Annotated in this window: 25 protein-coding genes and 1 pseudogene; 18 read left to right on the top strand and 8 right to left on the bottom strand. The window is 66.6% G+C overall.

Features of this window, described 5'->3' with window-relative positions; genetic code table 11:
* Nucleotides 1-6: 6 nt before the first annotated feature.
* Nucleotides 7-1,035, bottom strand: a complete 1,029-nt coding sequence (locus tag GFD32_RS13455) for an aspartate carbamoyltransferase (protein WP_163577125.1) — start codon at nucleotides 1,033-1,035, stop codon at nucleotides 7-9.
* A 249-nt stretch (nucleotides 1,036-1,284) separates the two neighbouring features.
* Between GFD32_RS13455 and GFD32_RS13460 the strand changes: the two genes are divergently transcribed.
* Entirely contained in the window at nucleotides 1,285-1,755 is a 471-nt protein-coding gene (locus GFD32_RS13460) for a MarR family winged helix-turn-helix transcriptional regulator (RefSeq protein ID WP_163577126.1), read from the top strand.
* 2 nt (nucleotides 1,756-1,757) lie between these two features.
* Here GFD32_RS13460 and GFD32_RS13465 read toward each other — a convergent pair whose 3' ends face one another.
* The 3 genes from GFD32_RS13465 to GFD32_RS13475 form a co-directional block, all read right to left on the bottom strand.
* Complete coding sequence (locus GFD32_RS13465) at nucleotides 1,758-2,276, bottom strand: Lcl C-terminal domain-containing protein (RefSeq protein WP_163577127.1); 519 nt, start codon at nucleotides 2,274-2,276, stop codon at nucleotides 1,758-1,760.
* On the bottom strand, nucleotides 2,273-3,118 hold the full coding sequence (locus GFD32_RS13470; protein ID WP_163577128.1) for an IclR family transcriptional regulator: 846 nt from the start codon (nucleotides 3,116-3,118) through the stop codon (nucleotides 2,273-2,275). Before GFD32_RS13470 ends, GFD32_RS13465 begins: the two co-directional genes overlap by 4 nt.
* 98 nt (nucleotides 3,119-3,216) lie before the next feature.
* On the bottom strand, nucleotides 3,217-4,008 hold the full coding sequence (locus GFD32_RS13475) for an enoyl-CoA hydratase (RefSeq protein ID WP_163577129.1): 792 nt from the start codon (nucleotides 4,006-4,008) through the stop codon (nucleotides 3,217-3,219).
* Between the two features lie 105 nt (nucleotides 4,009-4,113).
* Between GFD32_RS13475 and GFD32_RS13480 the strand changes: the two genes are divergently transcribed.
* Entirely contained in the window at nucleotides 4,114-5,325 is a 1,212-nt protein-coding gene (locus GFD32_RS13480) for an amino acid deaminase (protein WP_163577130.1), read from the top strand.
* 18 nt (nucleotides 5,326-5,343) lie between these two features.
* On the opposite strand, the gene serA is transcribed toward GFD32_RS13480, so the two are convergent.
* A complete protein-coding gene (gene serA, locus GFD32_RS13485; protein ID WP_163577131.1) occupies nucleotides 5,344-6,594 on the bottom strand; it encodes a phosphoglycerate dehydrogenase in 1,251 nt (416 codons plus the stop codon).
* Nucleotides 6,595-6,825: 231 nt separating this feature from the next.
* Here serA and GFD32_RS13490 point away from each other — a divergent pair, with 231 nt between their 5' ends.
* Genes GFD32_RS13490 through djlA form a run of 4 tightly spaced genes read left to right on the top strand, consistent with a single transcriptional unit; the run spans nucleotide 6,826 to nucleotide 10,710 of the window.
* Nucleotides 6,826-7,116, top strand: a complete 291-nt coding sequence (locus GFD32_RS13490) for an exodeoxyribonuclease VII small subunit (RefSeq protein ID WP_163577132.1) — start codon at nucleotides 6,826-6,828, stop codon at nucleotides 7,114-7,116.
* On the top strand, nucleotides 7,100-7,990 hold the full coding sequence (locus GFD32_RS13495; protein WP_163577133.1) for a farnesyl diphosphate synthase: 891 nt from the start codon (nucleotides 7,100-7,102) through the stop codon (nucleotides 7,988-7,990). The genes GFD32_RS13490 and GFD32_RS13495 overlap by 17 nt, the downstream gene beginning before the upstream one ends.
* Nucleotides 7,991-8,005: 15 nt before the next feature.
* Nucleotides 8,006-9,958: a 1-deoxy-D-xylulose-5-phosphate synthase gene (gene dxs / locus GFD32_RS13500; RefSeq protein ID WP_163577134.1), complete on the top strand. Its 1,953-nt coding sequence runs from the start codon at nucleotides 8,006-8,008 to the stop codon at nucleotides 9,956-9,958.
* Nucleotides 9,952-10,710, top strand: coding sequence for a co-chaperone DjlA (gene djlA / locus GFD32_RS13505; protein ID WP_163577135.1), 759 nt, complete (start codon nucleotides 9,952-9,954; stop codon nucleotides 10,708-10,710). Before dxs ends, djlA begins: the two co-directional genes overlap by 7 nt.
* 15 nt (nucleotides 10,711-10,725) lie before the next feature.
* Here the strand turns inward: djlA and trhA are convergent, their stop codons facing one another.
* Both trhA and ribA read right to left on the bottom strand, forming a co-directional pair.
* A complete protein-coding gene (trhA, locus tag GFD32_RS13510; RefSeq protein WP_163577136.1) occupies nucleotides 10,726-11,397 on the bottom strand; it encodes a PAQR family membrane homeostasis protein TrhA in 672 nt (223 codons plus the stop codon).
* 99 nt (nucleotides 11,398-11,496) lie between these two features.
* Nucleotides 11,497-12,132: a GTP cyclohydrolase II gene (ribA, locus tag GFD32_RS13515; protein WP_163577137.1), complete on the bottom strand. Its 636-nt coding sequence runs from the start codon at nucleotides 12,130-12,132 to the stop codon at nucleotides 11,497-11,499.
* Nucleotides 12,133-12,302: 170 nt separating this feature from the next.
* On the opposite strand from ribA, the gene hemE reads away from it, so the two are divergent.
* Both hemE and GFD32_RS13525 read left to right on the top strand, forming a co-directional pair.
* On the top strand, nucleotides 12,303-13,385 hold the full coding sequence (gene hemE, locus GFD32_RS13520; protein WP_163577138.1) for a uroporphyrinogen decarboxylase: 1,083 nt from the start codon (nucleotides 12,303-12,305) through the stop codon (nucleotides 13,383-13,385).
* Entirely contained in the window at nucleotides 13,372-13,758 is a 387-nt protein-coding gene (locus tag GFD32_RS13525; protein WP_163577139.1) for a VanZ family protein, read from the top strand. The genes hemE and GFD32_RS13525 overlap by 14 nt, the downstream gene beginning before the upstream one ends.
* Nucleotides 13,759-13,821: 63 nt before the next feature.
* Here the strand turns inward: GFD32_RS13525 and GFD32_RS13530 are convergent, their stop codons facing one another.
* A complete protein-coding gene (locus GFD32_RS13530) occupies nucleotides 13,822-14,364 on the bottom strand; it encodes a peptidylprolyl isomerase (RefSeq protein ID WP_163577318.1) in 543 nt (180 codons plus the stop codon).
* A gap of 326 nt (nucleotides 14,365-14,690) precedes the next feature.
* Here GFD32_RS13530 and GFD32_RS13535 point away from each other — a divergent pair.
* From GFD32_RS13535 to GFD32_RS13580, 10 genes and pseudogenes are all read left to right on the top strand, one after another.
* Nucleotides 14,691-16,688, top strand: a pseudogene (locus GFD32_RS13535) (heme lyase CcmF/NrfE family subunit).
* Entirely contained in the window at nucleotides 16,685-17,230 is a 546-nt protein-coding gene (locus GFD32_RS13540) for a DsbE family thiol:disulfide interchange protein (RefSeq protein WP_163577140.1), read from the top strand. The pseudogene GFD32_RS13535 and the gene GFD32_RS13540 overlap by 4 nt, the downstream one beginning before the upstream one ends.
* Entirely contained in the window at nucleotides 17,227-17,730 is a 504-nt protein-coding gene (locus tag GFD32_RS13545; RefSeq protein WP_163577141.1) for a cytochrome c-type biogenesis protein, read from the top strand. The genes GFD32_RS13540 and GFD32_RS13545 overlap by 4 nt, the downstream gene beginning before the upstream one ends.
* A gap of 29 nt (nucleotides 17,731-17,759) precedes the next feature.
* Nucleotides 17,760-18,635: a c-type cytochrome biogenesis protein CcmI gene (gene ccmI, locus GFD32_RS13550; RefSeq protein WP_163577142.1), complete on the top strand. Its 876-nt coding sequence runs from the start codon at nucleotides 17,760-17,762 to the stop codon at nucleotides 18,633-18,635.
* A 29-nt stretch (nucleotides 18,636-18,664) separates the two neighbouring features.
* Nucleotides 18,665-19,432, top strand: coding sequence for a Crp/Fnr family transcriptional regulator (locus tag GFD32_RS13555; protein ID WP_163577143.1), 768 nt, complete (start codon nucleotides 18,665-18,667; stop codon nucleotides 19,430-19,432).
* 235 nt (nucleotides 19,433-19,667) lie between these two features.
* Nucleotides 19,668-21,278: a cytochrome D1 domain-containing protein gene (locus GFD32_RS13560; RefSeq protein ID WP_163577144.1), complete on the top strand. Its 1,611-nt coding sequence runs from the start codon at nucleotides 19,668-19,670 to the stop codon at nucleotides 21,276-21,278.
* Nucleotides 21,279-21,453: 175 nt separating this feature from the next.
* Nucleotides 21,454-23,133: a NapC/NirT family cytochrome c gene (locus GFD32_RS13565; protein WP_240455657.1), complete on the top strand. Its 1,680-nt coding sequence runs from the start codon at nucleotides 21,454-21,456 to the stop codon at nucleotides 23,131-23,133.
* Between the two features lie 26 nt (nucleotides 23,134-23,159).
* On the top strand, nucleotides 23,160-23,504 hold the full coding sequence (locus GFD32_RS13570) for a cupredoxin domain-containing protein (RefSeq protein WP_163577145.1): 345 nt from the start codon (nucleotides 23,160-23,162) through the stop codon (nucleotides 23,502-23,504).
* Nucleotides 23,505-23,578: 74 nt separating this feature from the next.
* Nucleotides 23,579-24,127, top strand: coding sequence for a hypothetical protein (locus tag GFD32_RS13575; protein ID WP_163577146.1), 549 nt, complete (start codon nucleotides 23,579-23,581; stop codon nucleotides 24,125-24,127).
* A 100-nt stretch (nucleotides 24,128-24,227) separates the two neighbouring features.
* Nucleotides 24,228-24,596, top strand: coding sequence for a copper-binding protein (locus GFD32_RS13580; protein ID WP_163577147.1), 369 nt, complete (start codon nucleotides 24,228-24,230; stop codon nucleotides 24,594-24,596).
* Nucleotides 24,597-24,615: the final 19 nt, after the last annotated feature.

Consider the following 24,615-nt stretch of genomic DNA (forward strand, 5'->3'; position numbering starts at 1 on the left):
GCTTCGTTACAAGACGGGATCGTCCGTCCCGATCCGTTCGGGCACGAACCAGCGCACCGGGCGCAGATCCTTCTCGATCAGTTCCTCTACCTGGAGCAGGGTCGCGAAGATCGCCATGCGCACCGGGATGCCATTGTCGGTCTGGCGGAAGATCGCCAGGCGTGGATCGCCGTTGAGATCCACGTCGAGATCGTTGGCATCCGGGCGGCTGTCGCGGGGCAGCGGATGCATGACGATGGTATCGCGGCCGCAGCGCTCGTTCATGAAAGCGCGGTCGACGGTGAAGTCGCGCGACAGGCTGAAGCCCTCGCTCATCTCGGCGGTGAAGCGTTCTTTCTGGATGCGGGTGGTATAGACCACGTCCACATCCGCGTAGTCGTCGGCCAGGCTGTCGCGCTGCTCCACACGGTGCCCGCGCGAGGCCACCAGGTCGATCAGGTGGCTGGGCATTTCCAGCCCCGGTGGGGCGACCAGGGTGAAACGCATGGGGGCATAGAGCGATAGCAGCTTGATCAGCGAGTGCACGGTACGGCCGTACTTGAGGTCCCCGGTGAGCAGGACGTGGGCGCCGGCGAGTTTCTTGCCCAGCCGGCTGAACTCCTTGTCGATGGTGTAGAAGTCGAGCAGGGCCTGGCTGGGGTGTTCGCCGGGGCCGTCGCCGCCGTTGATGACCGGCACGTGGGTGGCGGCGGCGAATTCCGCCACCGAACCCTGGTCGGGATGGCGCATGACGATGGCATCGCAATAGCCGCTCATCACCCGGCTGGTATCGTAGAGCGATTCGCCCTTGGCCATGGAGGAGAAGGTGAAGCCGGTGGTGTCGCATACGCTGCCGCCGAGGCGGCAGAACGCCGCGTGGAAGCTGACCCGGGTTCGGGTGCTGGCCTCGAAGAAGAGGTTACCGAGCACGGCCCCTTCCAGTATCCGGGTTACCTGGCGGCGTTGGGCGATGGGCTCCATACGGGCGGCTATGCGCATCAGATGGTTGACGCGATCGCGGGACAGGGAATCGATGGAGAGCAGGTGTGGGGGCATGGCGGGCCTCGAGTGGCAGCGGGAAATGCCGCTAGTGTAACCGCGCAGGGCGTCGGGCTTCAGCCTAGTCGCCCGGGGAATGATGCGACAGGAGGTTATCCTCCGTGGGGGTTGCTCACTATCAAGGACGGTGGTGGGCCGATGTGCCTTAATCGCGGCAGACTGTGGACAGTCTGCAGTTGGCGTGAACGGCTGGTGCCTGTGCCGTTCTCGCCATCGGGTACGGCGAATCGGGCGAGGTAAAACATCATGAACATCGAGCGGACAGAAGTCGTGGGACAACCCGAGCTGGATCTCGACCAGTTCCTGCCCTACCGTCTCAATAGCCTGGCCGACCGTATCAGTCAGTCCTTGGCGGAGCTCTACGAAGAGTGCTATCAGCTCAACATCGCCCAGTGGCGGGTGTTGGCATGGCTCAGTCACTGCGATGAGCTGACGGCGAAGAAGGTCTGCGACTGCACCAACATGGACAAGGCGCGTGTCTCGCGGGCGATTCAGGCCCTGGAAGAGCGTGGGCTGATCAGCCGCACGCCGTCGCCACGGGATCAGCGCCTGCACCAGCTGTGCCTCACCGAGGCGGGCCACGCGCTGCTGACCCAGCTGATACCCGATGCCCAGGCCTGGGAGGCGGAGCTCGTCGCCACCCTATCCGCCGGCGAATACCGGGATCTGTTCAACATCATGCGCAAGCTCGAGCGCCAGCTCGAGCGACTCGGTTGAGGTCAGCGATCGTTGCGGGGTGCGCGACACCCGTCAGTCGCCTTCCGTTGATCCATCACCAGGCGCACGTGGAACGAGCCGGCCATGTTGCAGCGGGTGCGTCCATTGCCGGCGAAGTCGACGAAGCAGTCCTGTTGGGAGTGGCCGCCGGCGCTCGCCTGGTTCCAGTACCAGCCGCGGGGCGTGTCGGGAAACGCGCTCGTATCGATGGCCACGTCGGCCTGGCTCTCTTCCTGCATCAGCGAGCGCAACTCGAAGAAACGCGGCAGCCGCCAGGGGCAGTCGCGGCTGGCCTGCGCCGCGGCGTAGGACTCGGCCTCTGACAGCGTGACGCCGGCGGCCTCCCCCGTGCAGCGCCCCTCGACGAAGGTCTGTCCCAGGCTGCAACGCTGCCAAACCAGCTCCTCGGCGGTGTCCACCACCAGGCCCTCGACGGGAAAGCGAAAGCGTTCGGCCTCGTTGCCGGCTGCCAGCGGTGCCGCCAGGGCCAGCAGAAGCAGGGCGGGGCGAAGAGACGTCATGCTTCCGCCAGCGATTCGCTGGGTGACGGGACTCGCCCGCCCAGGCGGGCGGTGATCTCGGCGGCGGTGTCGCGCACCAGCTCGCCCAGCTCGGCGAGTCGAGTTTCGGGAATTCGCGCCATGGGCCCGGAGACCGAGATGGCCGCCAACGGCGTGCTATGTTCATCGTGGAGGCAGGCCGCCACGCAGTGCAGGCCGATGGCGTGCTCCTCGCGGTCGCAGGCGTAGCCCCGGCGACGAATTTCGGCGAGGTCGGCGCGCAGCGCTTCGGGGGTGTGCAGGGTATTGGCCGTGACCCGGGCGAGGCCCCGCTCGGCAAGAATGCGCTCGAACTCGTCATCGGGGAGCCAAGCCATCAGCGCCTTGCCCACGCCGGAGGCATGCAGCGGTGCTCGCGAGCCCAGCCGGGTGATCATGCGCATCATCTGCGGCGACTCGCTCTGGGCCAGGAACACCGCCGTGCCGCCGTCGCGGATGCCCAGGTTGGCGGTTTCGCCGGTCTGGGCGGTGAGGCGGCGCAGGAAGGGGCGGCTGGTAGCCACGAAGTCGCGCGCCTCGAGAAAGCTGTTGCCGATGCGGAAGGTCTTGACGTCGATCTTCCACACGCCGAGTTCGGCGTCCTGGGTGACGAAGCCCTGGCCGTGCAGTGCCTGCAGCAACCGATGCGTGGTGGAGGGCGCCAGGTCGACGGCCTCGGCCAGCTCGGAGAGCGCCAGTCCTCCGGGCGTTGCCGCCAGGCGCTCGAGCAGGGTCAGGCCGCGTACCAACGACTGACTGTGACCGCTGCTGCTCTTGCCGGGTCCAGGGGGACGTCCTGCCGTTCTGCGTTTGCCGTCACTCACCCACGTCTCTCCTCGTGCCAGTAACCATCACGGCCACAGGATACCCGCTCGTGGCGGTGATGTCGCGGTTGCGGAAAAGGCTTCCATACTCTGCCGTCTCAGCGATGCCGCCATTGCGGAGGGCGCTTTTCGATGAAGGCATCGATGCCTTCGGCCACGTCTTCGGCCATCATGTTGGCGGCCATGGTATCGCCGGCGAGGCAGTAGGCCTCGTCCAGCGGCAGCTGTAACTGGCGCTGGAACAGGGCCTTGCCGGTGCGTAGCGCCACGGCACTCTTGGCGCAGATGGCATCGGTGAGCTCGCCGACCGCCTCGTCCACGGCCTCGTCGTCGGCCACGCGGTTGATCAGCCCCCATGCAAGGGCCTGGTCGGCGTCGATGAACTCGCCGGTGAACAGCATCTCCAGGGCGCGCTTGCGGCCGATGGTGCGCGACAGCGCCACCGCCGGGGTGGAACAGAACAGCCCGACGTTGATGCCGGAGACGGCGAAGCGCGCCGAGCGAGCAGCCACCGCCAGGTCGCAGCTCGCCACCAACTGGCAGCCGGCCGCCGTGGCTAGACCCTGCACCCGGGCGATCACCGGAACCGGCAGAGCGACGATGCGCTGCATCACCTCGCCGCAACGGGCGAACAGGTCACGGTAGTAGGTCTCGTCGGGGGTGGCGCGCATCTGCTTGAGGTCGTGACCGGCACAGAAGGCGCGCCCCTCGGCGGCCAGCACCACGCAGCGTACGCTGTCGTCCTCGGCGAGCCGCCCGAGCTCGCGGCCCAGCGCGTCGAGCATCGCTTCGGAGAGGGCGTTGAACTGGCGGGGACGCTGCATCGTCAGGGTTGCCACGCCGCCGTCGTCATGGCGGCGTAGGGGAAGGTCGTCGTCAACGCTGGACATGGGAGCTCCTGGCGGGTGTGGGGTTGGCTCACCAGCCTAGCGCGTCAGTCGCGCCTTTCGTTACGCTTGCGACCAAAGACGACCGTTGCCGCGTAGAGGTCCATCATGCTCGACTCCCCCAACACGCTCCTCGACAAGGGGCTGCCGGAAACCGGCAACGACTTGCTCGCCGACATCAGCCTGCCCGCTGCTGTGATTCACGAGGCGCCGCTCGCCCATAACCTGGCGTGGATGCAACGCTTCGCCGACGACCACGGGGCGCGCCTCGCCCCTCATGGCAAGACCACCATGGCTCCGGCGCTCTTTCACCGCCAGCTCGCCGCCGGGGCCTGGGGCATCACCCTGGCCACGGCGCCGCAGTGTCGGGCGGCCTTCGCCCACGGCGTCACGCGTTTGCTGATGGCCAACCAGCTGGTCGGTGAGGCCAACATGGCCATCGTCGCCCGGCTCATCGAAGCGGGGGCGGAGATCTACTGCGTGGTGGACAGCGCCGAGAACGTTGCCCAGCTGGGGCGCTATTTCGCCGCGCGCGGTCTGCGCCTGTCGGTGCTGATCGAACGGGGCCTCGATGGCGGACGCTGCGGCTGCCGTGACCAGGAGGCCGTGCTGGCGCTGGCCGAGCGGGTGGCCGGCGAGCCGGCGCTGGTGCTGGCGGGGCTGGAGGGCTACGAGGGCGTGGTACCGGGCGACGACCCCGCGCGTGACGTGCGCGCCTACGCCTGGCATCTGATTGAGGCGGCCCAGGCGCTCGACCGTGAAGGTCTGATCGAAGCCGCCGAGCCGCTGATCACCGCCTCCGGCTCGGCGTGGTATGACCTCATCGCTGCCGTCTTCCAGGAGGCCCGGCTCGGCGCTCACTTCGTGCCGGTGCTGCGCCCCGGCTGCTACCTGGTGCACGACCACGGCCTCTATCGCCGCGCCCAGCAGGACGTGCTCGCGCGCCGCCCCGACCTGGAGCGCGGGCTCGAGCCGGCACTGGAGGTGTTTGCCCAGGTGGTGTCGCTGCCCGAACCGGGCTTGGCCATCGTCGGCCTGGGCAAGCGCGACATCGGCCATGACCAGTTGCCCGAGCCGCTACGCCGCTACCGCGAAGGCGGCCGGGCCGACCGTCCACTGGCGGTGGACGGCTGGCGGATAACCAAGCTGATGGACCAGCACGCCTTCGTGACGCTGCCGCCCGACCCCGACGGGGTGCGCGTCGGCGATATCGTCGCCTTCGGCACCTCGCACCCCTGCCTCACCTTCGACAAGTGGCGGCGCCTGTGCCGGGTCGACGAGCGGCTGGCCGTCGTCGAGGTCCTGGAAACCTGTTTCTAGGCTCCCGTTTTCCAGTCCTCACTCATGATAGTTGGTCTCCGAGTAGAGCACCCGCACGCGCAGGGTGTGCTCGACATGGCGAAGTGCGTCCAGCGCCTTGGGACCGTAGGCCTTGTCCACGTCGATGACCACGTAACCGACCTTTTCGTTGGTCTGCAGGTACTGGCCGGAGATGTTGATGTCGTTCTCCGACAGCACTCGGTTGATCTCGGAGAGCACACCCGGCACGTTGTCGTGGATGTGCAGCAGGCGGTGCTTGTCCGGGTGTGCCGGCAGGGCCACCTCCGGAAAGTTGACGGAGGTAACGGTGGTACCGTTGTCGGAGTAGGTGATCAGCTTCTCGGAGACCTCGATGCCGATGTTCTCCTGCGCCTCCAGGGTGGAGCCGCCGATGTGCGGCGTGAGAATCACGTTGGGCAGGCCGCGCAGAGGGCTCACGAATTCCTCCGAGTTGCCCTTGGGCTCCACCGGGAAGACGTCGATGGCCGCTCCCAGCAAGCGACCGGCCTCGAGCGCCGCTGCCAGTTCCTCGATGACCACCACGCTACCCCGCGACGCATTGATCAGGATGCCGCCCTGTTTCATCAGCGCCAGCTGCTCCTTGCCGATCATCCACCGGGTGGAGGGCACGTCAGGGACGTGCAGGCTCACCACGTCGGCACGGGCCAGTAGCTCCTCCAGGCTCGCCACCTGGGTGGCGTTGCCCATGCCGAGCTTGGCCACCACGTCGTAGTAGAGCACGTTGAAACCGAGCGACTCGGCGAGCACCGAGAGCTGGGCGCCGATGTTGCCGTAGCCGACGATGCCCAGCGTCTTGCCGCGCGCTTCGTGGGCATTCTTGGCGCTCTTCAGCCAGCCGCCCTCATGGGCGCGGGCATTCTTCTCGGGGATGCCGCGCAGCAGCATGATCGCCTCGGCCAGCACCAGTTCCGCCACCGAGCGGGTGTTGGAATAGGGGGCGTTGAATACCGGGATGCCGCGGGTCAGTGCCGCTCCCAGGTCGACCTGGTTGGTGCCGATGCAGAAGCAGCCCACCGCCACCAGCTTCTCGGCGGCGGCGAAGACGCGCTCGTTGAGCTGGGTACGCGAGCGGATGCCGATGAAGTGGACGTCGCGGATCTTGTCGATCAGCGTGGCTTCGTCCAGCGAAGTCGGCAGATGCTCGATGTTGGTGTAACCGGCATTCAGGAAATTGTCCACTGCGCTCTGGTGGACGCCCTCGAGCAGCAGGATCTTGATCTTGCTCTTGTCCAGGGACGTTTTGGCCATGGTCGAATCAACCCTTCGATGGTGTGATCCGTCGGCATCGACGCAGTCTGGCCGACGGGATCGGGCGGGAAACTGGGGCACATATCGTAGCACAGCGGGCCGTCACGACGATGAAAAGGCTGTGCTGCGTGGATGAGCGCTCTGCATGTTGGGCAGACGACCCCGGGGGGAGAGCGTGTATACTGTCGCCTTCTTGAATTCGAGCGTATGAGCGCTGACGGGTGGCGACCCATGGCAGAGCAAGACAAGCAGGCCTCCGAGACGCGCGCCGAGGCGTCGGCCGACACCGACTTCGCAGCGACCGTGGCGCGTCTCGAGCGCCTCGTGGAACGGTTGGAAGGCGGCGAACTGTCGCTGGAAGGGGCGCTTTCCGCCTTCGAGGAGGGCGTGAGGCTGACCCGCGATGCCCAGCGTCGACTGGACGAGGCCGAATTGCGCGTACGTACCCTGACCGAGCGCGGCGATGGCAGCGTCGATCTCCAGCCGTTCGCCGATCCGACGGAGGATGAGGGTGAACGCTGACTCACTGACTGCACGCCTGGCCGCCGATCGTGCGCGGGTCGACGCCTACCTGGCGGGACTGTTCGAGTCGCGCCGGGCGACGGCACCGCGTCTCGAGGCGGCCATGCGCCACGGCGTGCTGGTCGGCGGTAAGCGGTTGCGTCCGGTGCTGGTCTACCTCTCGGGCCGCGCGCTGGGTGCCGACGATGCGGTGCTGGATGCGCCGGCCGCCGCCGTGGAGCTGATCCACGCTTACTCGCTGGTGCATGATGACCTGCCCGCCATGGATGACGACGATCTGCGTCGCGGCCAGCCCACGGTGCACAAGGTCTATGACGAGGCGACGGCGATACTCGCCGGTGATGCCCTGCAGTGCCTGGCCTTCGAGGTGTTGGCCGGCAGCCCGCATCGGCGCTTGCCGGCCCAGATGCGCACCCTGGCCGAAGCCGCTGGTCGCGATGGCATGGTGGGCGGTCAGGCGCTGGACCTCGCCGCGGTGGGCGGCCACCCTGACGTCGAGACGCTGGCTCGCGTGCACGCTCACAAGACCGGGGCCCTGATCGGCGCTGCCGTGCGTCTGGGGGCGCTGGCCGCCGTGGACGAAACGGACCCGCGGGTGGCGGCATTGTCGCACTACGCCGCCGCCATCGGCCTGGCCTTCCAGATCCATGACGACGTGCTCGACGTGGCCGGCGACACCGGCACTCTGGGCAAGGCCTCCGGTGCCGATGCGGCGCGCGACAAGCCCACCTATCCGGCCCTGCTGGGGCTGGAGGGCGCGCGCCGGCGGGCTGGCGAACTGGTCGACGAGGCCGTTGCCGCACTCGCGCCGCTGGGTGATGCCGCGGCGCCGTTGGCCGAACTGGCCCGTTACATGATCGAACGTGACCACTGACACCACAGGGCACCCATGAAGCTCTACGACGACATTCCCGCCGAGCGCCCGTACACGCCGCTGCTCGATACCCTGGACACGCCATCGGCGTTGCGGGCGATGAACACGGCCCAGCTCGCGCAGGTGGCCGACGAGCTTCGCGCCTACCTGCTGTACAGCGTGGGGGTCTCCGGCGGTCACTTCGGCGCCGGCCTGGGCGTGGTCGAACTCACCGTCGCCCTGCACCACGCGCTGGAAACGCCCCACGACCGCCTGGTGTGGGACGTGGGGCACCAGGCCTACCCGCACAAGATCCTCACCGGACGCCGCGAGGAGATGACCACCATTCGCCAGCATGGCGGCCTGGCGGCCTTTCCGCGGCGCGCCGAGTCGGAGTACGACACCTTCGGCGTGGGGCACTCCAGCACTTCGCTCTCCGCGGCGCTGGGCATGGCCCTGGCGGCCCGCACGGTCGGCAAGAAACGCCGCGTGTGCGCGGTGATCGGCGACGGCGCGCTCACCGCCGGCATGGCCTTCGAGGCGCTTGCCCATGCTGGCCACGTCGATGCCAACCTGCTGGTGGTGCTCAACGACAACGAGATGTCGATCTCCGAGAACGTCGGCGGCATTGCCAGCTATCTGGCCAACATCCTCTCCAGCAAGCCTTATCTCGCCATGCGCGAAGAGAGCAAGAAGGTGCTGGCCCACCTGCCCGGTGCCCTGGAGCTGGCGCGGCGCACCGAAGAGCACATGAAGGGGATGGTCAGCCCGGCCACGCTCTTCGAGGAGATGGGCTTCAACTACATCGGGCCCATCGATGGCCACGACCTGCCGACCTTGGCCCAGACGCTGCGCAACATCCGCGACCTGGATGGGCCGCAGTTCCTGCACGTCAAGACCTGCAAGGGCCGCGGCTTCCTGCCCGCCGAGGCCGATCCCATCGGCTACCACGCCATCACCAAGCTGGAGAAGAACGGCGACACGCCACCGCCGCTCAAGCCGGCGGCACCCAAGCCCAAGCCGAAGAAGTATTGCAACGTCTTCGGCGACTGGCTGTGCGACATGGCCGCGGCCGATGCCCGGCTGATCGGCATCACCCCGGCGATGCGCGAGGGCTCCGACCTGGTGCGCTTCTCCCGGGAGTATCCGGAGCGCTACTTCGATGTGGCCATCGCCGAGCAGCACGCGGTGACGCTCGCCGCCGGCATGGCCTGCGAGGCGATGAAGCCGGTGGTAGCGATCTATTCCACCTTCCTGCAGCGCGGCTACGACCAGCTGATCCACGACGTGGCGGTACAGGGGCTCGACGTCACCTTCGCTCTCGACCGCGCTGGTCTGGTCGGCGAGGATGGCCCCACCCACCATGGCGCCCTGGACCTCAGTTACCTGCGCTGCGTGCCGGGAATGGTGGTGCTGGCGCCGGCCGACGAAGCGGAGTGCCGTGGCATGCTCAGCGCTGCCTATCACCACCCGGGACCGGCGGCGGTGCGCTACCCACGCGGTACCGGGCCGGGGGTGGCGATTCCCGATCACCTGGAGGCACTGCCCATCGGTTGCGCCGAGTGGCGGCGCGAGGCCGGTACGCAGGCCCCGCGGGTGGCGCTGCTCGCCTTCGGCAGCCTCAACGGCCCGTCTGCCGAGGTCGCCGAGCGTCTCGATGCCAGCCATGTCAACATGCGCTCGGTGAAACCCCTCGACCGCCAGGCCGTGCTCGCTGCCGCCGCCGATCACGACCTGCTGGTAACGCTGGAGGAAAACGTGGTGGCTGGCGGGGCCGGCAGTGCGGTGGGCGAGCTGCTGGCCGCCGAGGGGGTGCAGGTGCCGTTGCTGCATATCGGTTTGCCCGACGCCTTCGTCGAGCACGGCAAACCGGCCGAGTTGCTCACCGACTGCGGCCTCGACGCCAATGGCATCGAGGTGACGATTCGTCGGCGGTTGGGTGCCGGTGACGTGAAAGAGCGCGACACGGGGAGACGGACGACATGTTGATGGCCATGCTGATCGGTGCCTTCGTGGGCTTTTGGATAGGCGGTCCGCTGGGCTTGCTGGTGGGCGGTGGGTTGGGTTACTGGCTCGCCCAGCGCCTACGGCGCAGCGCCCTGGGCCGTCTGGCCGAAGCTCAGGCGCAGTTTCTGGAATCGACCTTTGCGGTCATGGGCTGCCTGTGCAAGGCCGATGGTCAGGTCACCGAGGATGAACTGGATGCATCGCGCCAGCTGTGGGATCGCCTGCGCTTGAACGAGGCCCAGCGCGCCAAGGCTCGGGCCGACTTCACCCGCGGCAAGTCGGCGGACTTCGACCTGGAGGCGGAGCTGGCCAAGGTCCGGGGTATCGTGGGCAGCCAGCCGGCCATGCGCCAGGTGTTCCTGCAGGTCCAGTTGGCGGCAGTCGCTGCCGACGGGCAACTGCATCCCGCCGAGCACGACATGCTGATGCGGGTGGTGCGCGGGTTGGGCTGCTCGGAGGCCGAGGTCGCCCAGATCGAGGCCATGCTGCATGGCGCCGCCGAGTCGGCGAGCGACCAGGCGACGTCCCTCGACGAGGCTTATCGGGTGCTGGGGGTCGAGGAAGACGCGAGCGACTCCGAACTCAAGAAAGCCTACCGCCGCCTGATGAGCCAGAATCATCCCGACAAGCTCGCCGCCAAGGGCCTGCCGGAGAGCATGCGCGAGGTCGCTCAGCAGCGTACCAGCGAGATTGCCAATGCCTACGAGCGCATCCGCAAGGCGCGCGCGGCCTGAGGGCATCCTGGCCGCTCAAGCGGTGTGGGGCAGCACCGCGGTGTACACCGCAAAGTAGTGGAAAGCGCTGCCGCCGAGGACGAACAGGTGCCAGATGGCGTGGTGAAAGGGGATCGCGCGAACGGCATAGAAGATCGTGCCGAGGGTGTAGGTGATGCCGCCGGCGACGAGCAGCGCAATGCCGGTTGCCGAGAGGCTGACCGCCATCTCGCCGCTGGCGAAGACGATCAGCCAGCCCATCACCAGGTAGATGGTGATGCGCAGGGCGGTGAAGCGGTGGGGCCAGCAGAGCTTGCAGGCGATGCCGCCCACTGCCAGGCCCCAGACGATGGCGAACAGGGTCCAGCCCGTCGCGCCGCGCATGTTGACCAGCAGGAAAGGGGTATAGGTGCCGGCGATCAGCAGGTAGATGGCGCAGTGGTCGAAGAGTTGGAACAGGTGCTTCAGTCGGGGATGGCGGAAAGCGTGGTAGAGGGCCGAAGCGGTATAGAGCAGGACCAGGCTGGCGCCATAGAGGCTGATGCCGACCAGCTTCCACGGATCGACATCGGCGGACAGGCCGACCAGTACCAATAGAACCACGACCCCCGCGAGGCTGAGGCCGGCTCCGATCCCGTGACTGACGCTGTGCAGCAACTCTTCCATCCGCGAGAAGTCGTGCCCTGCCGCTCTGTCGCGCTTGTCCATGTCCGAGATCCCGTGGCCGTCGTGTCGAAACGTGCGTCGTTACACGCCCATTCTAGAATGGGACAGACGAAGCCGATAACGGTTCGTATCGGTTGCGGTTCAGGGCTTGCGCTCGATGTCCACGTCACTGGCCTGGGTGAAATCGCCCAGCGCCATCATGTGGCCGAGCTTGCCGGCCTTGGTGGAGAGGTAGTGCTCATTGTGCGGGTTGAGACCGGTGGTCAGCGAAACCCGTTCGGTGACGTTGACGCCGGCTTCGGTGAGTGCGGCGACCTTGCGCGGGTTGTTGGTCATTAGCCGCAGGGCGGCGACGCCCAGGTGCTCGAGCATCGGCACGCAGAGATCGTAGCGGCGCAGGTCGGCGCCGAAGCCGAGACGCTCGTTGGCCTCCACGGTGTCGGCGCCCTGGTCCTGCAGGTGGTAGGCGCGGATCTTGTTGAGCAATCCGATGCCGCGCCCCTCCTGGCGCAGATAGAGCAGCACGCCGCGCCCCTCGTCGGCGATGCGCTTCAGCGCTTCCTGCAGCTGGTAGCCGCAGTCGCAGCGCATGGAGAACAGCGCATCGCCGGTCAGGCATTCGGAGTGCACTCGCCCCAGCACCGGCTCGCCATCGGCCACGTCGCCCAGCGTCAGAGCGATATGATCCTTGCCGGTGGCCTCGTCCTCGAAGCCGTGCATGGTGAAAGTGGCCCAGGGAGTGGGCAGCCGGGAGGCGGCGATGAATCGAATCGTCACGGGGTACCTCGGGTGAAAGACCACGGCGCTGCCGGAAACAGACCCGCCATTCTAGCAGGAACGCCGTTTGGGCTCACGGTCCGTGGTGAGCGCCGACCTTGGCCTCGGTCAAGCCGCGGGCCGAACGATGCGCTACAATATCGCGACATTTCCTGTGGATGACTGCCTGCATGGAACTCAAGAACGACCGCTTTCTACGCGCCCTGGCGCGCGAACCCGTCGACCGTACGCCGGTCTGGATGATGCGTCAGGCCGGCCGTTACCTGCCGGAGTATCGCGCGACCCGCGCCGAGGCCGGCAGTTTCATGGACCTGTGCCGCAATCAGGACTTGGCCTGTGAGGTCACCCTACAGCCGCTGGAGCGCTACCCGCTGGATGCGGCGATCCTGTTTTCGGACATCCTCACCATTCCGGATGCCATGGGGCTGGGACTCTATTTCGAGACCGGCGAGGGACCGAAGTTCCGCAAGCCGGTGCGCAGCGCCCAGGACGTGGCGGCACTCGCCGCGCCCGATGCCGAGCGCGACCTGGACTACGTGATGCGCGCCGTGTCGACCATTCGCCGGGAACTCAACGGCCGCGTACCGCTGATCGGTTTTTCCGGCAGCCCCTGGACGCTAGCCACCTACATGGTCGAGGGCGCCTCGAGCAAGGATTTCCGTCACGTCAAGACCATGCTCTACGACATGCCGAGCGTGATGCACGAGCTGCTCGACACCCTGGCGGCGGCGGTCACCGATTACCTCAACGCCCAGATTCGTGCCGGCGCCCAGGCCGTGCAGATCTTCGATACCTGGGGCGGTGCGCTCTCCACGCCGGCCTACCTGGAATTCTCGCTGCGCTACATGGAGCAGATCGTCGCCGGGTTGATCCGCCAGCATGACGGGCGCCGGGTTCCGGTGATCCTGTTCACCAAGAACGGCGGTCAGTGGCTGGAGGACATCGCTCTGGCGGGGCCCGACGCCGTGGGCCTGGACTGGAGCACCGAGCTCTCCGATGCCCGCGCACGGGTGGGTCACAAGGTCGCATTGCAGGGCAACCTCGACCCCAACGTGCTGTTCGCCCGCCCGGCGGCCATTCGTGCCGAGGTGGCGCGCATCCTCGACAGTTACGGTCATGGGCCGGGCCACGTTTTCAACCTGGGTCACGGCATCAATCAGTTCACCGACCCCGATCGGGTCACCGCCTTCATGGAGGCGCTGCACGAGCTGAGTCCGCGCTATCACCGCTCCATCGAGCATGCCAGCGTCTAGGCCTCGCTGGCTGGTGGTCTGGCATGACCGGCGCCGCCTGTGGGCGGCGCTGGCCATGCTGGCAGCCTTCACCATCGCGCTGGGCAGTCTGACGCCGGGCAACGAGATGCCCAGTCGCCTGCCCTGGGACAAGCTCAATCACTTCCTCGGCTATGCCGGTCTGGCAGGGCTCGTCGGGCTGGCCGGCCTGCGTCTGTCACTGGCCTTCGTCGTCACCCTGCTGTACGGCGCTGTCATCGAAGTCGCTCAGCTCGCCGTGCCGGGGCGTAGCGGTGGCGACCCGGCCGACCTCCTCGCCAATGCCATCGGGGCAGGTGCCGCGATACTGCTGTTGTCCGCACTTCGGCGCGGTTCGAGACTCGACGACCGCTAGACGTCGTCACGCCATGCCCTGGCCCCCGCCACTCCTTGGTGGGGGCTTTCGTATGGGTGGCGGTCAGTGGATCTCGGCGCTCTCGATCACCACCGGGTCTTCCGGCACGTCCTGGAAGGGACCGCGGCTGCCGGTGGGCACCTGGGCGATGGCATCGACCACGTCCATGCCCTCGATCACGCGACCGAACACGGCATAGCCCCAGGTCTGACCGGAATCCTTGCTCTGGTGGTCGAGGAAATCGTTGTCGGCCAGGTTGATGAAGAACTGGGCGGTGGCGGAGTGCGGGTCGCCGGTACGCGCCATGGCCAGGGTGCCGCGCTCGTTGGACAAGCCGTTGTCGGCCTCGTTGGGCACCGGGTCGCGGGTCGACTTCTGGCGGAGATCCCGGTCGAAGCCTCCGCCCTGGATCATGAAGCCGTCGATTACGCGGTGGAAGAGCGTGCCCTCGTAGTGGCCTTCCTGCACGTAGGTGAGGAAATTGTTGACGCTCTGCGGGGCCTGCTCCTGGAACAGCTCGATGGCGATCTCGCCGTGGCTGGTGTGCAGGGTGAGGTCGGCATCGTCGCTGGCGGCCGAGGCGGTCAGCGGCAGGGCGGCAGCCATGAGCAGGGGCAGTAGGGTTCGTTTCAGCACGTCCAGGGCTCCTTGCGGTGGGGAGGTGTCAGCTTACGGGTTGGAGGTCGGCTTGTCAGTCGCTGGAGTGCCCGGCGTTCGGGGACCTTTGCGGGTCGGGACGGATACTTTGACTTGGGTCACAAGGGGCGGGTGGAAAGTGGTATCCAGTATGGATTTTATCGCTCGTTCGCCGGACCATCACGGCATGTCGGTCGAGTCGTCGCTCAATCCGGCGACACTCGCCCCCTATTCCGACCCGATACGACCGGTCGTGGCGCCCGTCGGCGCCGACGTCGGCAGGAGGTGGTCCATCCATGGTGGCGGAGCTCGGTAACTTTGCCCTGATCCTGGCGCTGTGCCTGGCGGTGATCCAGGGTGTGCTGCCCCTGCTGGGCGCCCATTACGGTGAGGCGCGATTGATGCGCTCGGGGCGCTTCCTGGCCACTGGCCAGTTCGTCTTCCTGGCCTTCAGCTATGCGCTGCTGACCTGGGCGTTCGTGGTCAGCGACTTCTCCGTGCGCTACGTAGCGAGCCATTCGAGCCTCTCGCAGCCGCTGCTCTATCGCGTCACGGCAGTGTGGGGCGGTCACGAAGGCTCGATGCTGCTGTGGGCGCTGATCCTGGGCGGCTGGGGCCTGGCCGTGGCGATCTTCAGCCGCACGCTGCCGCGCGAGATGCTGGCCCGGGTGCTGGGCGTGATGGGGCTGATATCGGTGGGCTTCATCGCCTTCACGGTGTTCACCTCCAATCCCTTCGAGCGCATCGTGCCGGGGCCGTCCGATGGCCGCGGCATGAATCCGCTGCTGCAGGATCCGGGCATGATCCTGCATCCGCCGCTGCTCTACATGGGCTACGTGGGTACGGCCGTGGTGTTCGCCCTGGCCATCGCCGCGCTGCTCGGTGGTCGCCTCGACGCTGCCTGGGCGCGCTGGTCGCGGCCCTGGACCACCGTGGCCTGGGTGTTCCTGACGCTGGGCATCGCCGTGGGCGCCTGGTGGGCCTATTACGAGCTGGGCTGGGGCGGCTGGTGGTTCTGGGATCCGGTGGAGAACGCCTCCTTCCTGCCCTGGTTGACCGCCACGGCGCTGATCCACTCCCTGGCGGTGACCGAGAAGCGCGGCGGTTTCAAGGTATGGACGCTGATGCTGGCGATCATCACGTTCGCGCTCACCGTGCTCGGCACCTTCATCGTGCGCTCCGGGGTGATCACCTCGGTGCATGCCTTCGCCACCGATCCGCAGCGCGGCGTCTTCCTGCTCGGCCTGCTGGCGTTGACCCTGCTGGGCGCCCTGTCGCTGTACGCCTGGCGAGCACCCAAGGTGGGTCTGGGCGGTGCCTTCGGTGCCTACTCGCGGGAGTCGTTGCTGCTGGCCAATAACGTGCTGCTGACGGTGGCCTGCGCGGCGGTGTTCATCGGCACGCTCTATCCGCTGGTGCTCAGCGCCCTGGGGCTGGGCAAGATATCGGTGGGCCCGCCCTTCTTCGATACCGTCTTCGCGCCGCTGATGCTGCCGCTGCTACTGCTGGTCGGCCTCGGCCCCACGGTGGCCTAGAAGCGGGCGAGCCCCGCGGCGACCCTGCGCGAGCTGCGCGGCGTTGCCGTCGTCAGCATCGTGGTCGGCGGCCTGTGGCCGCTGGCGGCGGGCGCCTGGCGACCGCTCACCGCGCTGTCGCTGATGCTGGCGACCTGGATCGTGCTGACGGCCGGCAAGGATATCCATCGCCGCCTGGGTAGCCGCCGCCAGCCGCTCGCCACGCGTCTCCGGCGGGTGCTGCGGCCCTCGTTCATCGGCATGCACCTGGCCCACGTGGGGTTGGCGCTGGTGGTGGTGGCCATCGCCATGGTCAAGACCTACGAAGTGGAACGCGACGTGCGCCTGGCGCCCGGTCAAAGCGCCACGGTGGCGGGCTACGACTTCCGCATGGATAGCGTCTCCATCGTGGAGGGCCCCAACTACGAGGCCGATCAGGCGACTCTCGAGGTGACGCGCGACGGTCGGCCGGTGGCGACCCTCGTTCCCCAGCGGCGCTACTACGATACCCAGCCCGACATGCCCATGAATCAGGCGTCGCTGCATCGGGCCCCGACTCGCGACGTCTATGTCTCGCTCGGCGAGCGGCTGGAAGGCGATGCCTGGAGCCTGCGGCTCTACTACAAGCCCTACATGTTCTGGATGTGGTCCGGCGCGCTGATGCTCGCCCTGGGTGGCCTGCTGGCCGCGGCGGACAAGCGCTACCGTCTGCGCCAGCGCCGCAAGGCGGCGGTGCGGCCATCGGGCGCTATCATCCGGGAAGAAGGAGTCGGCACATGAGATGGCGAATCCTCGTGCCCCTGGTGGCCGTGCTCGCTCTGCTGGGCGTGCTGCTGGTCGGCCTGGGCCTCAACAGCCGCGAACTGCCCTCGCCGTTGGTAGGGCAGCCGGCCCCCGCCTTCTCGCTCACGGCACTGGAAGATCCGGAAACGCGGCTCACCGAGGTGGATTTCACCGGTGAGGTGGCGCTGGTCAACGTCTGGGCCACCTGGTGCAGTACCTGCCGGGCCGAGAAGCCGCTGCTCATGGCGTTGGCGGAAGAGGGCATCCCCATCCACGGCATCAACTACCGCGACGAGCGTGCGGCGGCGCTGCGCTACCTCGAGATCAGTGATGATCCGTACCGTACCATCGCCTACGACCCCGACGGCGATGTCGGCATGGAGTGGGGCGTCTATGCCACGCCGGAGACCTATCTGCTCGATGCCGAGGGAGTGATTCGCTACAAGCGTACCGGGCCACTGAGTCGCGAGCTGATTCGCGAGGAAGTGTTGCCGCTGATCGACGAGCTGCGCGCCGAGCAGCGGGAGGCCTCGTCATGATAGGGCGCTTTTCCGAGGGCTTATCGCGCACGGTGGTCACTGCGCTGCCCTGGCTACTGGTGGGCTGGCTGTTGCCGGCAGGCTTGGCTCTGGCTCTGGCCATCGGGGAGCCCGGCGATTTCGCCAGCGAGGCCGAGCGCGAGCAGTACCAGAGGTTGATTCGTGAACTGCGCTGCACGGTGTGTCAGGGCGAGACGATTCATGAATCCAACGCCACGTTGGCCGGCGACATGCGGCGGCGCGTCTACGAGATGACCCGTGACGGCCAGAGCGCCGAGGCCATCGTCGCTTTCATGGTGGCGCGCTATGGCGACTACGTACGCTATCGCCCTCCGCTGCAGGCTAATACCGCCCTGCTGTGGGCCAGCCCTTTCCTGCTGTTGCTGGTCGGCGGCGTGGTGTGGTGGCAGGTAGTGCGAGGGCGTCGTGCCATGGTGGCGCGGCCCACGTTCACGGCCGAGGAGCGAACGGCGCTCGAGCGTCTGCGCCGTGGCGACTGATTCTTGCGACTGACCCGGGGAGGTGGGTGATGAACGGGTTGTTCCTGATGGCGGCGCTGGTGCTCTGTCTGGTGGCGCTGGCTTTCGTGGCCTACCCGCTGCTGAGCTCCGGCCGACAAGCGGATGCCGACAGCCAGGCGGACGTCAACCGGGCGGTGCACCGAGACCGCGTGCGCGAACTCGACCAGGACCTGGCCGCCGGCACCCTGACCCAGGCGCAGTACGACCTGGCGTTGGCCGATCTGGAGCGCGAACTGCTCGATAGCGGTGCCTTGGCCGAGGACAGCTCGACGGTGCGGCCGCGGTCGCGGCGGTTGGCGATGGTCGCTGCGGCACTCTGTCTGGGCGGTCTGCCCTTTGCGGCCATGGGACTCTACCTCGGTGTCGGCAGTGCCGAGACGGTCTTCACCACCGCCGATCCGGCGACGAACGAAGCGCCATCGGTGTCGGCAGAGGGCCGTCAGCGTGAGTTCGAGATGCTGGTGCAGCAGCTGCAGGGGCGCCTCGCCGAGAGCCCCGGCGATCTCGACAGCTGGATGCTGCTGGGGCGCACCCAGGTGTACCTGGATGACCTGGCCGCCGCGGAGCGGGCCTTCCGTGAGGCCATGGCCCACGGCGGCGACCGCGACCCCGACGCGCTGACCCGCTATGCCGACCTCCTGGCCGAGCGCCAGGGGGGCTTGAGCGGCGAGCCGGCAACGCTCATCGAGAAGGCGCTGGAGATCGACCCCGATCACCCGCAGGGGCTGTGGATGGCCGGAAGCCTGGCATTCCAGAACCAGGAGCTGGCCACCGCCAGACGGCACTGGGAGCGCCTGCTCGAGGTGCTGCCGTCCGAGTCGCGCGAGGCCGAGATCATTCGCGGCAACCTGGACCGGGTGGGTGCGGCAACCGGCGAGGGCTGAGACGACAACGCTTAGCGTGGGAGGTGCATATGAAAACGCCACTGAGTCGAGACGCCCTGCAGGCCGTTCGGCAGGTGCCGCTGTTCACGGGGCTGGCCGACGACACCTTGGCGCTGTTGACGTCGGGCGCTCTGGAGCGCAGCTATCGCCGCGGCACCCTGCTGTTCAGCGAAGGGGAACCGGCGGACCGTTTCTACGTGGTGCTCGACGGTTGGATCAAGCTGTTTCGTGAGAGCCCCGACGGCAACGAGTGCATGGTGGGACTGTTCACCCGCGGCGAATCCTTTGCCGAAGCGGCCATGTTCGACCGCCTGGGCTTTCCGGTGAATGCCGCGGTGGCCGAGGATGCCCGTCTGCTGATCTTCACCGCCGATCACTTCCTCACCACCCTGGAGCGGAACCACGGTCTGGCACTCAACCTGCTGGCGAACCTCTCCAGCATGCTGCGTTACCTGGTACGCCAGCTCGACCAGTTGACCAATCAGCCCACCTATCAGCGCCTGGCGGCCTTCATCGTCTCGTTGTGTCCGCGCGATGCCGGGGCGGCCACCGTTTGCCTGCCCTGTGACAAGCTGCTGATCGCCGGCCGGCTGGGCATGAAACCGGAGAGCTTCTCGCGGGCCATGGCACGGCTCAAGGAGGTCGGCGTGAGCTGCGAACGCAACTGCGTGCAGATCGATGACATTGCCGCGCTTCGTGACTTTGCCAGCGGGGCTGAGGTTGCCGCCATTCCAGGGGGAGGACTCGGCGGCACGGCGGCCCGCTCGTCTTCGCCATCGACCCTGGCCATGCGCTGATCCACCGGGCGTCGGAGAGGCGTCAAGGTGGTCGGCGTCGCTTTGATGATTTAGTTGATGCCTCATCTGACATAAGTCAACTCCAGAATGCATCTATTGACAGTGGTCAAGTGAGGGTGGGGCCAAAGCTGCTACTACTAACGCAGGTGGAGGGTGGCAATGAATCCGGCGACCACAGCCGGGTCGGGCACCCGCCAGCCACTACCCGAAGGGGAAACCAAGCGAGGCACGTGTTATGTACAAGAGAGCTTTGAGCAAGGGGATCTTCGCCCTCAGCTTCCCGCTGGCCGCCCTGGCCGGCACTGCCCAGGCGGCGGCACCGGAGCTGAGCGCCGAGGAAACGGAGCGCGCCAGCGACATCTACTTCCAGCGCTGCGCGGGCTGTCACGGCACCACGCGGAACGGTGCCACCGGCCCCGACCTGCTGCCGGAGAACACCCAGGAGCTGGGCCAGCGTCGTCTGGAGAGCATCATCACCCTGGGTACCGAAGGCGGCATGAACAACTTCGACGGCATGCTCTCGGAAGACGAGATCACGCTGATTTCGAAGTACATCCAGAACGAGCCGGTCGATCCGCCGGAGATGTCGCTGGCCGACATGAAGGAGCGCTGGAAGGTCTTCGTCGAGCCCGAGGACCTGCCCACTGAGCCCCAGCACGATCTCAACTGGGAAAACTTCATGGTCACCATCCTGCGTGACCGTGGCGCCATGGGCATCATCGATGCCGACACCAAGGAGCTGGTCACCGAGGTCGAGACCGGCTATGCCGTGCACGTGGCCAAGGAGAGCTCCGATGGCCGCTTCTGGTACGTCCAGGGCCGCGACGGTCGTCTCTCCAAGATCGACCTGTGGATGGACCCACCCCAGGTGACCGCCGAGGTCTTCATCGGCTATGACGCCCGCGACGTGGCCGTTTCCCACTACGGCGAGTGGAAGGACAAGTACGTCATCGGTGGCGCCTACTGGCCGCCGCACGCCGTGATCACCGATGCCGACACCATGGAGCCGCTCAAGGTCATCTCCACCCGCAGCTACGATACGGAAGGCAACTTCCGCAACGAGGCTCGCGTGGCGGCACTGTACAACACGCCGCATGCGCCGACCTTCCTGGTCAACGTCAAGGAGTCCGGTCAGGTCTGGCAGGTCGACTACAGCGACCTCGACAACCTGCGCGTCGACATGATGGAGACTGCCGAGTACCTGCACGACGGCTTCTTCGACCCGACCGGTCGCTACTTCCAGATCGCGGCCAACATGAGCGACAAGATGGTGTTCATCGACACCGAAACGCGCAAGAAGATCAGCATGCTGGAGACTGGCGTCAAGCCCCATCCGGGGCCGGGTGCCAACTGGGACGATCCGGAGTGTGGCCCGGTGGCCGGCACCACCCACCTGGGCGAAGGCCGCATGACCTTCTGGGGCAACGATCCCGAAGGGCATCCCGACCAGGCGTGGCAGATCTGCGACAGCGTCGAGACCGACGGTCCGGGGCTGTTCGTACGCACGCACCCCGACTCCGACAACGTCTGGATCGATCAGGCCATGCACCCCGAGGCCGACGTCAACCAGTGGGTCATGGTCATGAACAAGGAGACCCGCGAGCTGACGCCGGTCCACGTGGCCGACCGCCCTGCCGAGCATGACGCCGTGGCGGTGCACATGGAGTACGACCAGACCGGTACCGAGGTGTGGGTCTCCATCTGGGCGCGCGGCGAAGGCCACCAGGACGATGGCGCCATCGTCGTTTACGACGACAAGACGCTGGAAGAGAAGGCGCGCGTCGAAGGCCTGAACACGCCGACCGGCAAGTTCAACGTCTACAACCGCAAGAAGCACATCGGCTGATCAATGGCCGAGCCCGCCGGGGCGCCTTCGGGCGCTCCGGCCTCTTCTTCAGCCACTCCCGCTGCGTCACGAGCGGGAGTGGCTGGGCAAGGGGCCGGACACGACAACCACAACCCGACGGCAGGGCAGGCAATGAAAGCGACAACTCGTGTCACGACATATTCGGGAGACTGACATGCAAGGGGAGCGTCCACGCAACTGGCGCAAGATCACGATCATGGGGGCGTCGATCAGTGCCGCCGTGGTTTTCTTCGTGGCGGGCATCTTGTTCTGGGGCGGCTTCAATACCGTGATGGAAGCCACCAACAACCTCAAATTCTGCAGTTCGACCTGCCACGAGATGAGCTGGGTCTATGAGGAGTATCAGGATCGCCCGCACTATGAGAATGCCACCGGGGTGGGTGCCGAGTGCTCCGACTGCCACGTGCCCGATGCCTGGGGCCCCAAGATGATCCGCAAGATCCAGGCCAGCCGTGAGGTGTGGCACTGGATGCTGGGGACCATCGATACCAAGGAGAAGTTCGAGGGCAAACGCCTCGATCTGGCGGAGAACGTCTGGCGCTCCATGCTCAAGACCGATTCCCGCGAGTGTCGCAACTGCCACGACTGGTCGCACATGGACCTCGAGGAACAGGCCCAGCGCGCCAGTCGCGAGCACTCCCGCGCCTTCGAGCAGGGCCAGACCTGCATCGAGTGTCACCAGGGCATCGCCCACGAGCTGCCCGAGAACTGGGATGAGTCCGAGGTGTGGGCCGGCCGCTTCGATTACGATACCGAAGCGGATGCCGATACCGTGGGCGACGAGCCTGAGATGCCGCTGGAAGCCGAAGATCTCGGCGAAGCCAAGGCGGTGGAAGATGATCTTGCCGCATCCCTTGACTGGGATGAGCTGCCAGCCGTTGACTTGACGCTGTTCCTGCCCGGTCAGGCCTCCATCGAGTGGATCCAGGACGGCAGCGAGCATGGCGGTGGTCGCGCCTTCAGCTTCGGCGATCGCTGCATCTGGTGCCACCAGGGCGAAGAAGAAGACATCGGGGCTCTCGCGGTTTCCGGCGAGAAGATCGAGACCTTCGATCTGGGCGACAAGCGTGGCCACGTACCGATGAGCGTCAAAACGGCCTTCGACGACGACTACCTCTACATGCAGTTCCAGTGGGAGGAAGGCGAGCACGCGCCGCTGCCCTTCGCCGAGAACGACGGCAAGATGGATCCCGACAACCCCTTCAAGTTGACCCTGAGTCTCTCTGACGATCGCGTCGACATGGCAGAGAAGGCGGGCTGTTGGGCGAGCTGCCACCACGATTCGCGGCACATGCCCGATGCGCCGGAGGCGGATGCTTTGGCCACCAGCGATCTGGTCGAGCGGTTGGATCTCTCCGACGGTGTGACCAAGTACATCGGCGAGAGCCGCACCGAGATCGAGGTGCGGGGTCGTCGCGGTGCAGCCCGTGGCGGCTGGGACAAGCTCAAGGAAGAAGCGGAGATCCAGGAGCTGCTCGACGGCGGTGCCTATCTCAACCTGGCGCGCTACAAGAGCGGCGACGGTTCCACCGAATCCGGCTACGTTCTCGACGAGCGCCATTTCAGCGACAGCGAGGCCGTGGTATTCAGCGCCGAAGAGGAAGACGGCGTGTGGACGGCCTACCTGACGCGTGCGCTCAAGACCGGCGTGGAAGGCGACAAGCCGCTCGATCTCGACAAGCTCTACAGCGTCAACATCGCGTTGCACGACGACTTCGCCGACTCGCGCTTCCACCATGTGTCCTGGCAGTACGGCCTGGCCTTCGGCGTCGAAGATCCCGACGAGACGTTCGGAGCCGACATGGTGGAGATCAACGCCACGCGCGTTGAATGACGCGCCATACAGGAGAGGACGCTCTCATGCGACATCCGCGACTGACACTCGGTGCTACCGCCCTGGCCGCCCTGCTTACGGGCGGGGTGGCCCTGGCCGGCGACTCGGTGGTCGAAGTGGAGATGCTCGAGTACGGCTACCATCCTGCGGAACTGGAAATCGAGGCTGGCACCACGGTGCGCTGGGTCAATAGCGAGAAGCGCACCAGCCATGACATCTACTTCCCCGAGGAAGATGTCGGCTCGCAGCGCCTGTTCCCCGAGGAGAGCTGGGAGCGCACCTTCGACGAACCGGGTACCTATCCCTACCACTGCCGTCCCCACGAGAATCGCGACATGGATGGCGTGGTAACGGTGGTGCCGGCCGAGTGATGCCAGACATCATGCATCGATGCGGTGGCTGGCCGAGACCGGTCACCGCGTCCCTAGTATCAAGAGGAACGAAAATGCAACGATTCGTTCGAGCCTCGGGCTGGCTTGGCGGCTGTCTGGCCGTCCTGGCATTCTCCGGGGCGCTGGCGGCTGAGGGGCCGGCCGGCTATCGCAGCGCCGAGTTCGGCATGTCCTACCAGGAGGTCATGTCGGCACTGGGCAACGATGACGCCGTGGTCAATCTCTCCGTCGAGGAGACCGAGGATGGCGACCGGATCATCGATGGCGAGCTTCAGGCCGATGAGGCGCCCGAGACAGACCTGCGCTACGTTTTTCCGGCGGGGGGCGATGAGCTGGCGCTGGTGGTCACCTTTCATCCCGATGTCGCGGAACGTGAGCAGGTCATTGCGCAGCTCGAAGCGAACCACGGCGATCCCTGGGAGGAAGAGATGGCCGAGTGGTGGTTCGAGCAGCTTCAGGAGGGAATGCCCGAGCCCCCGCAGAGCCTGATGGTGTGGGGCGGCAGCGGCGACGAAACGGCGCAGCGGGGCCGCTTCGTGCGTCTATGGACCTTCGATGACTATCTCTCGGTGGAGTATCTCGATACGCAACGATTCGAGTGAGCGACCGCCGATGGCAGTTCGAGCATGGCCGCCCTGCCGGGGCGGCTTTGCTATGTGCAGGCGTCGGGCCCGACTCGACGCGATGAGGGAGGAGGCAGTGATGAAACGTAGCGGGTTGCTGGTCGGCCTGGCACTGGCTTGGCTGAGTCTGGGTGTGCAGGCCGGCGACATGGCGTCGGCGGAAGAGGGGCATGCGGCGCGCGGCATTTTCCTCGGCTACGACGAGGCGGAGCGCCGTATCACCATCGCCCACGAGGCGGTTCCCGACGTGATGATGGCCATGCGCATGCACCTTGCCCTGCCGGACGGCGAACCGACCCCGGACTTCTCCGTCGGCGACAAGGTCGCTTTCCAGATGTTCAGCCGCGTTGAGAACGGCCGCAGCTGGTATGCCAAGGAGTTCGAGGCGCTGCCCGCCGGCACCGAGCTAGAGTTGCCGGAAGCGCTGCGCGACAAGATCGGGCACTAAGGGAAGGTAACGACATTAC

Source organism: Halomonas faecis (assembly GCF_010993975.1).
Taxonomy (GTDB): Bacteria; Pseudomonadota; Gammaproteobacteria; order Pseudomonadales; family Halomonadaceae; genus Halomonas; species Halomonas faecis.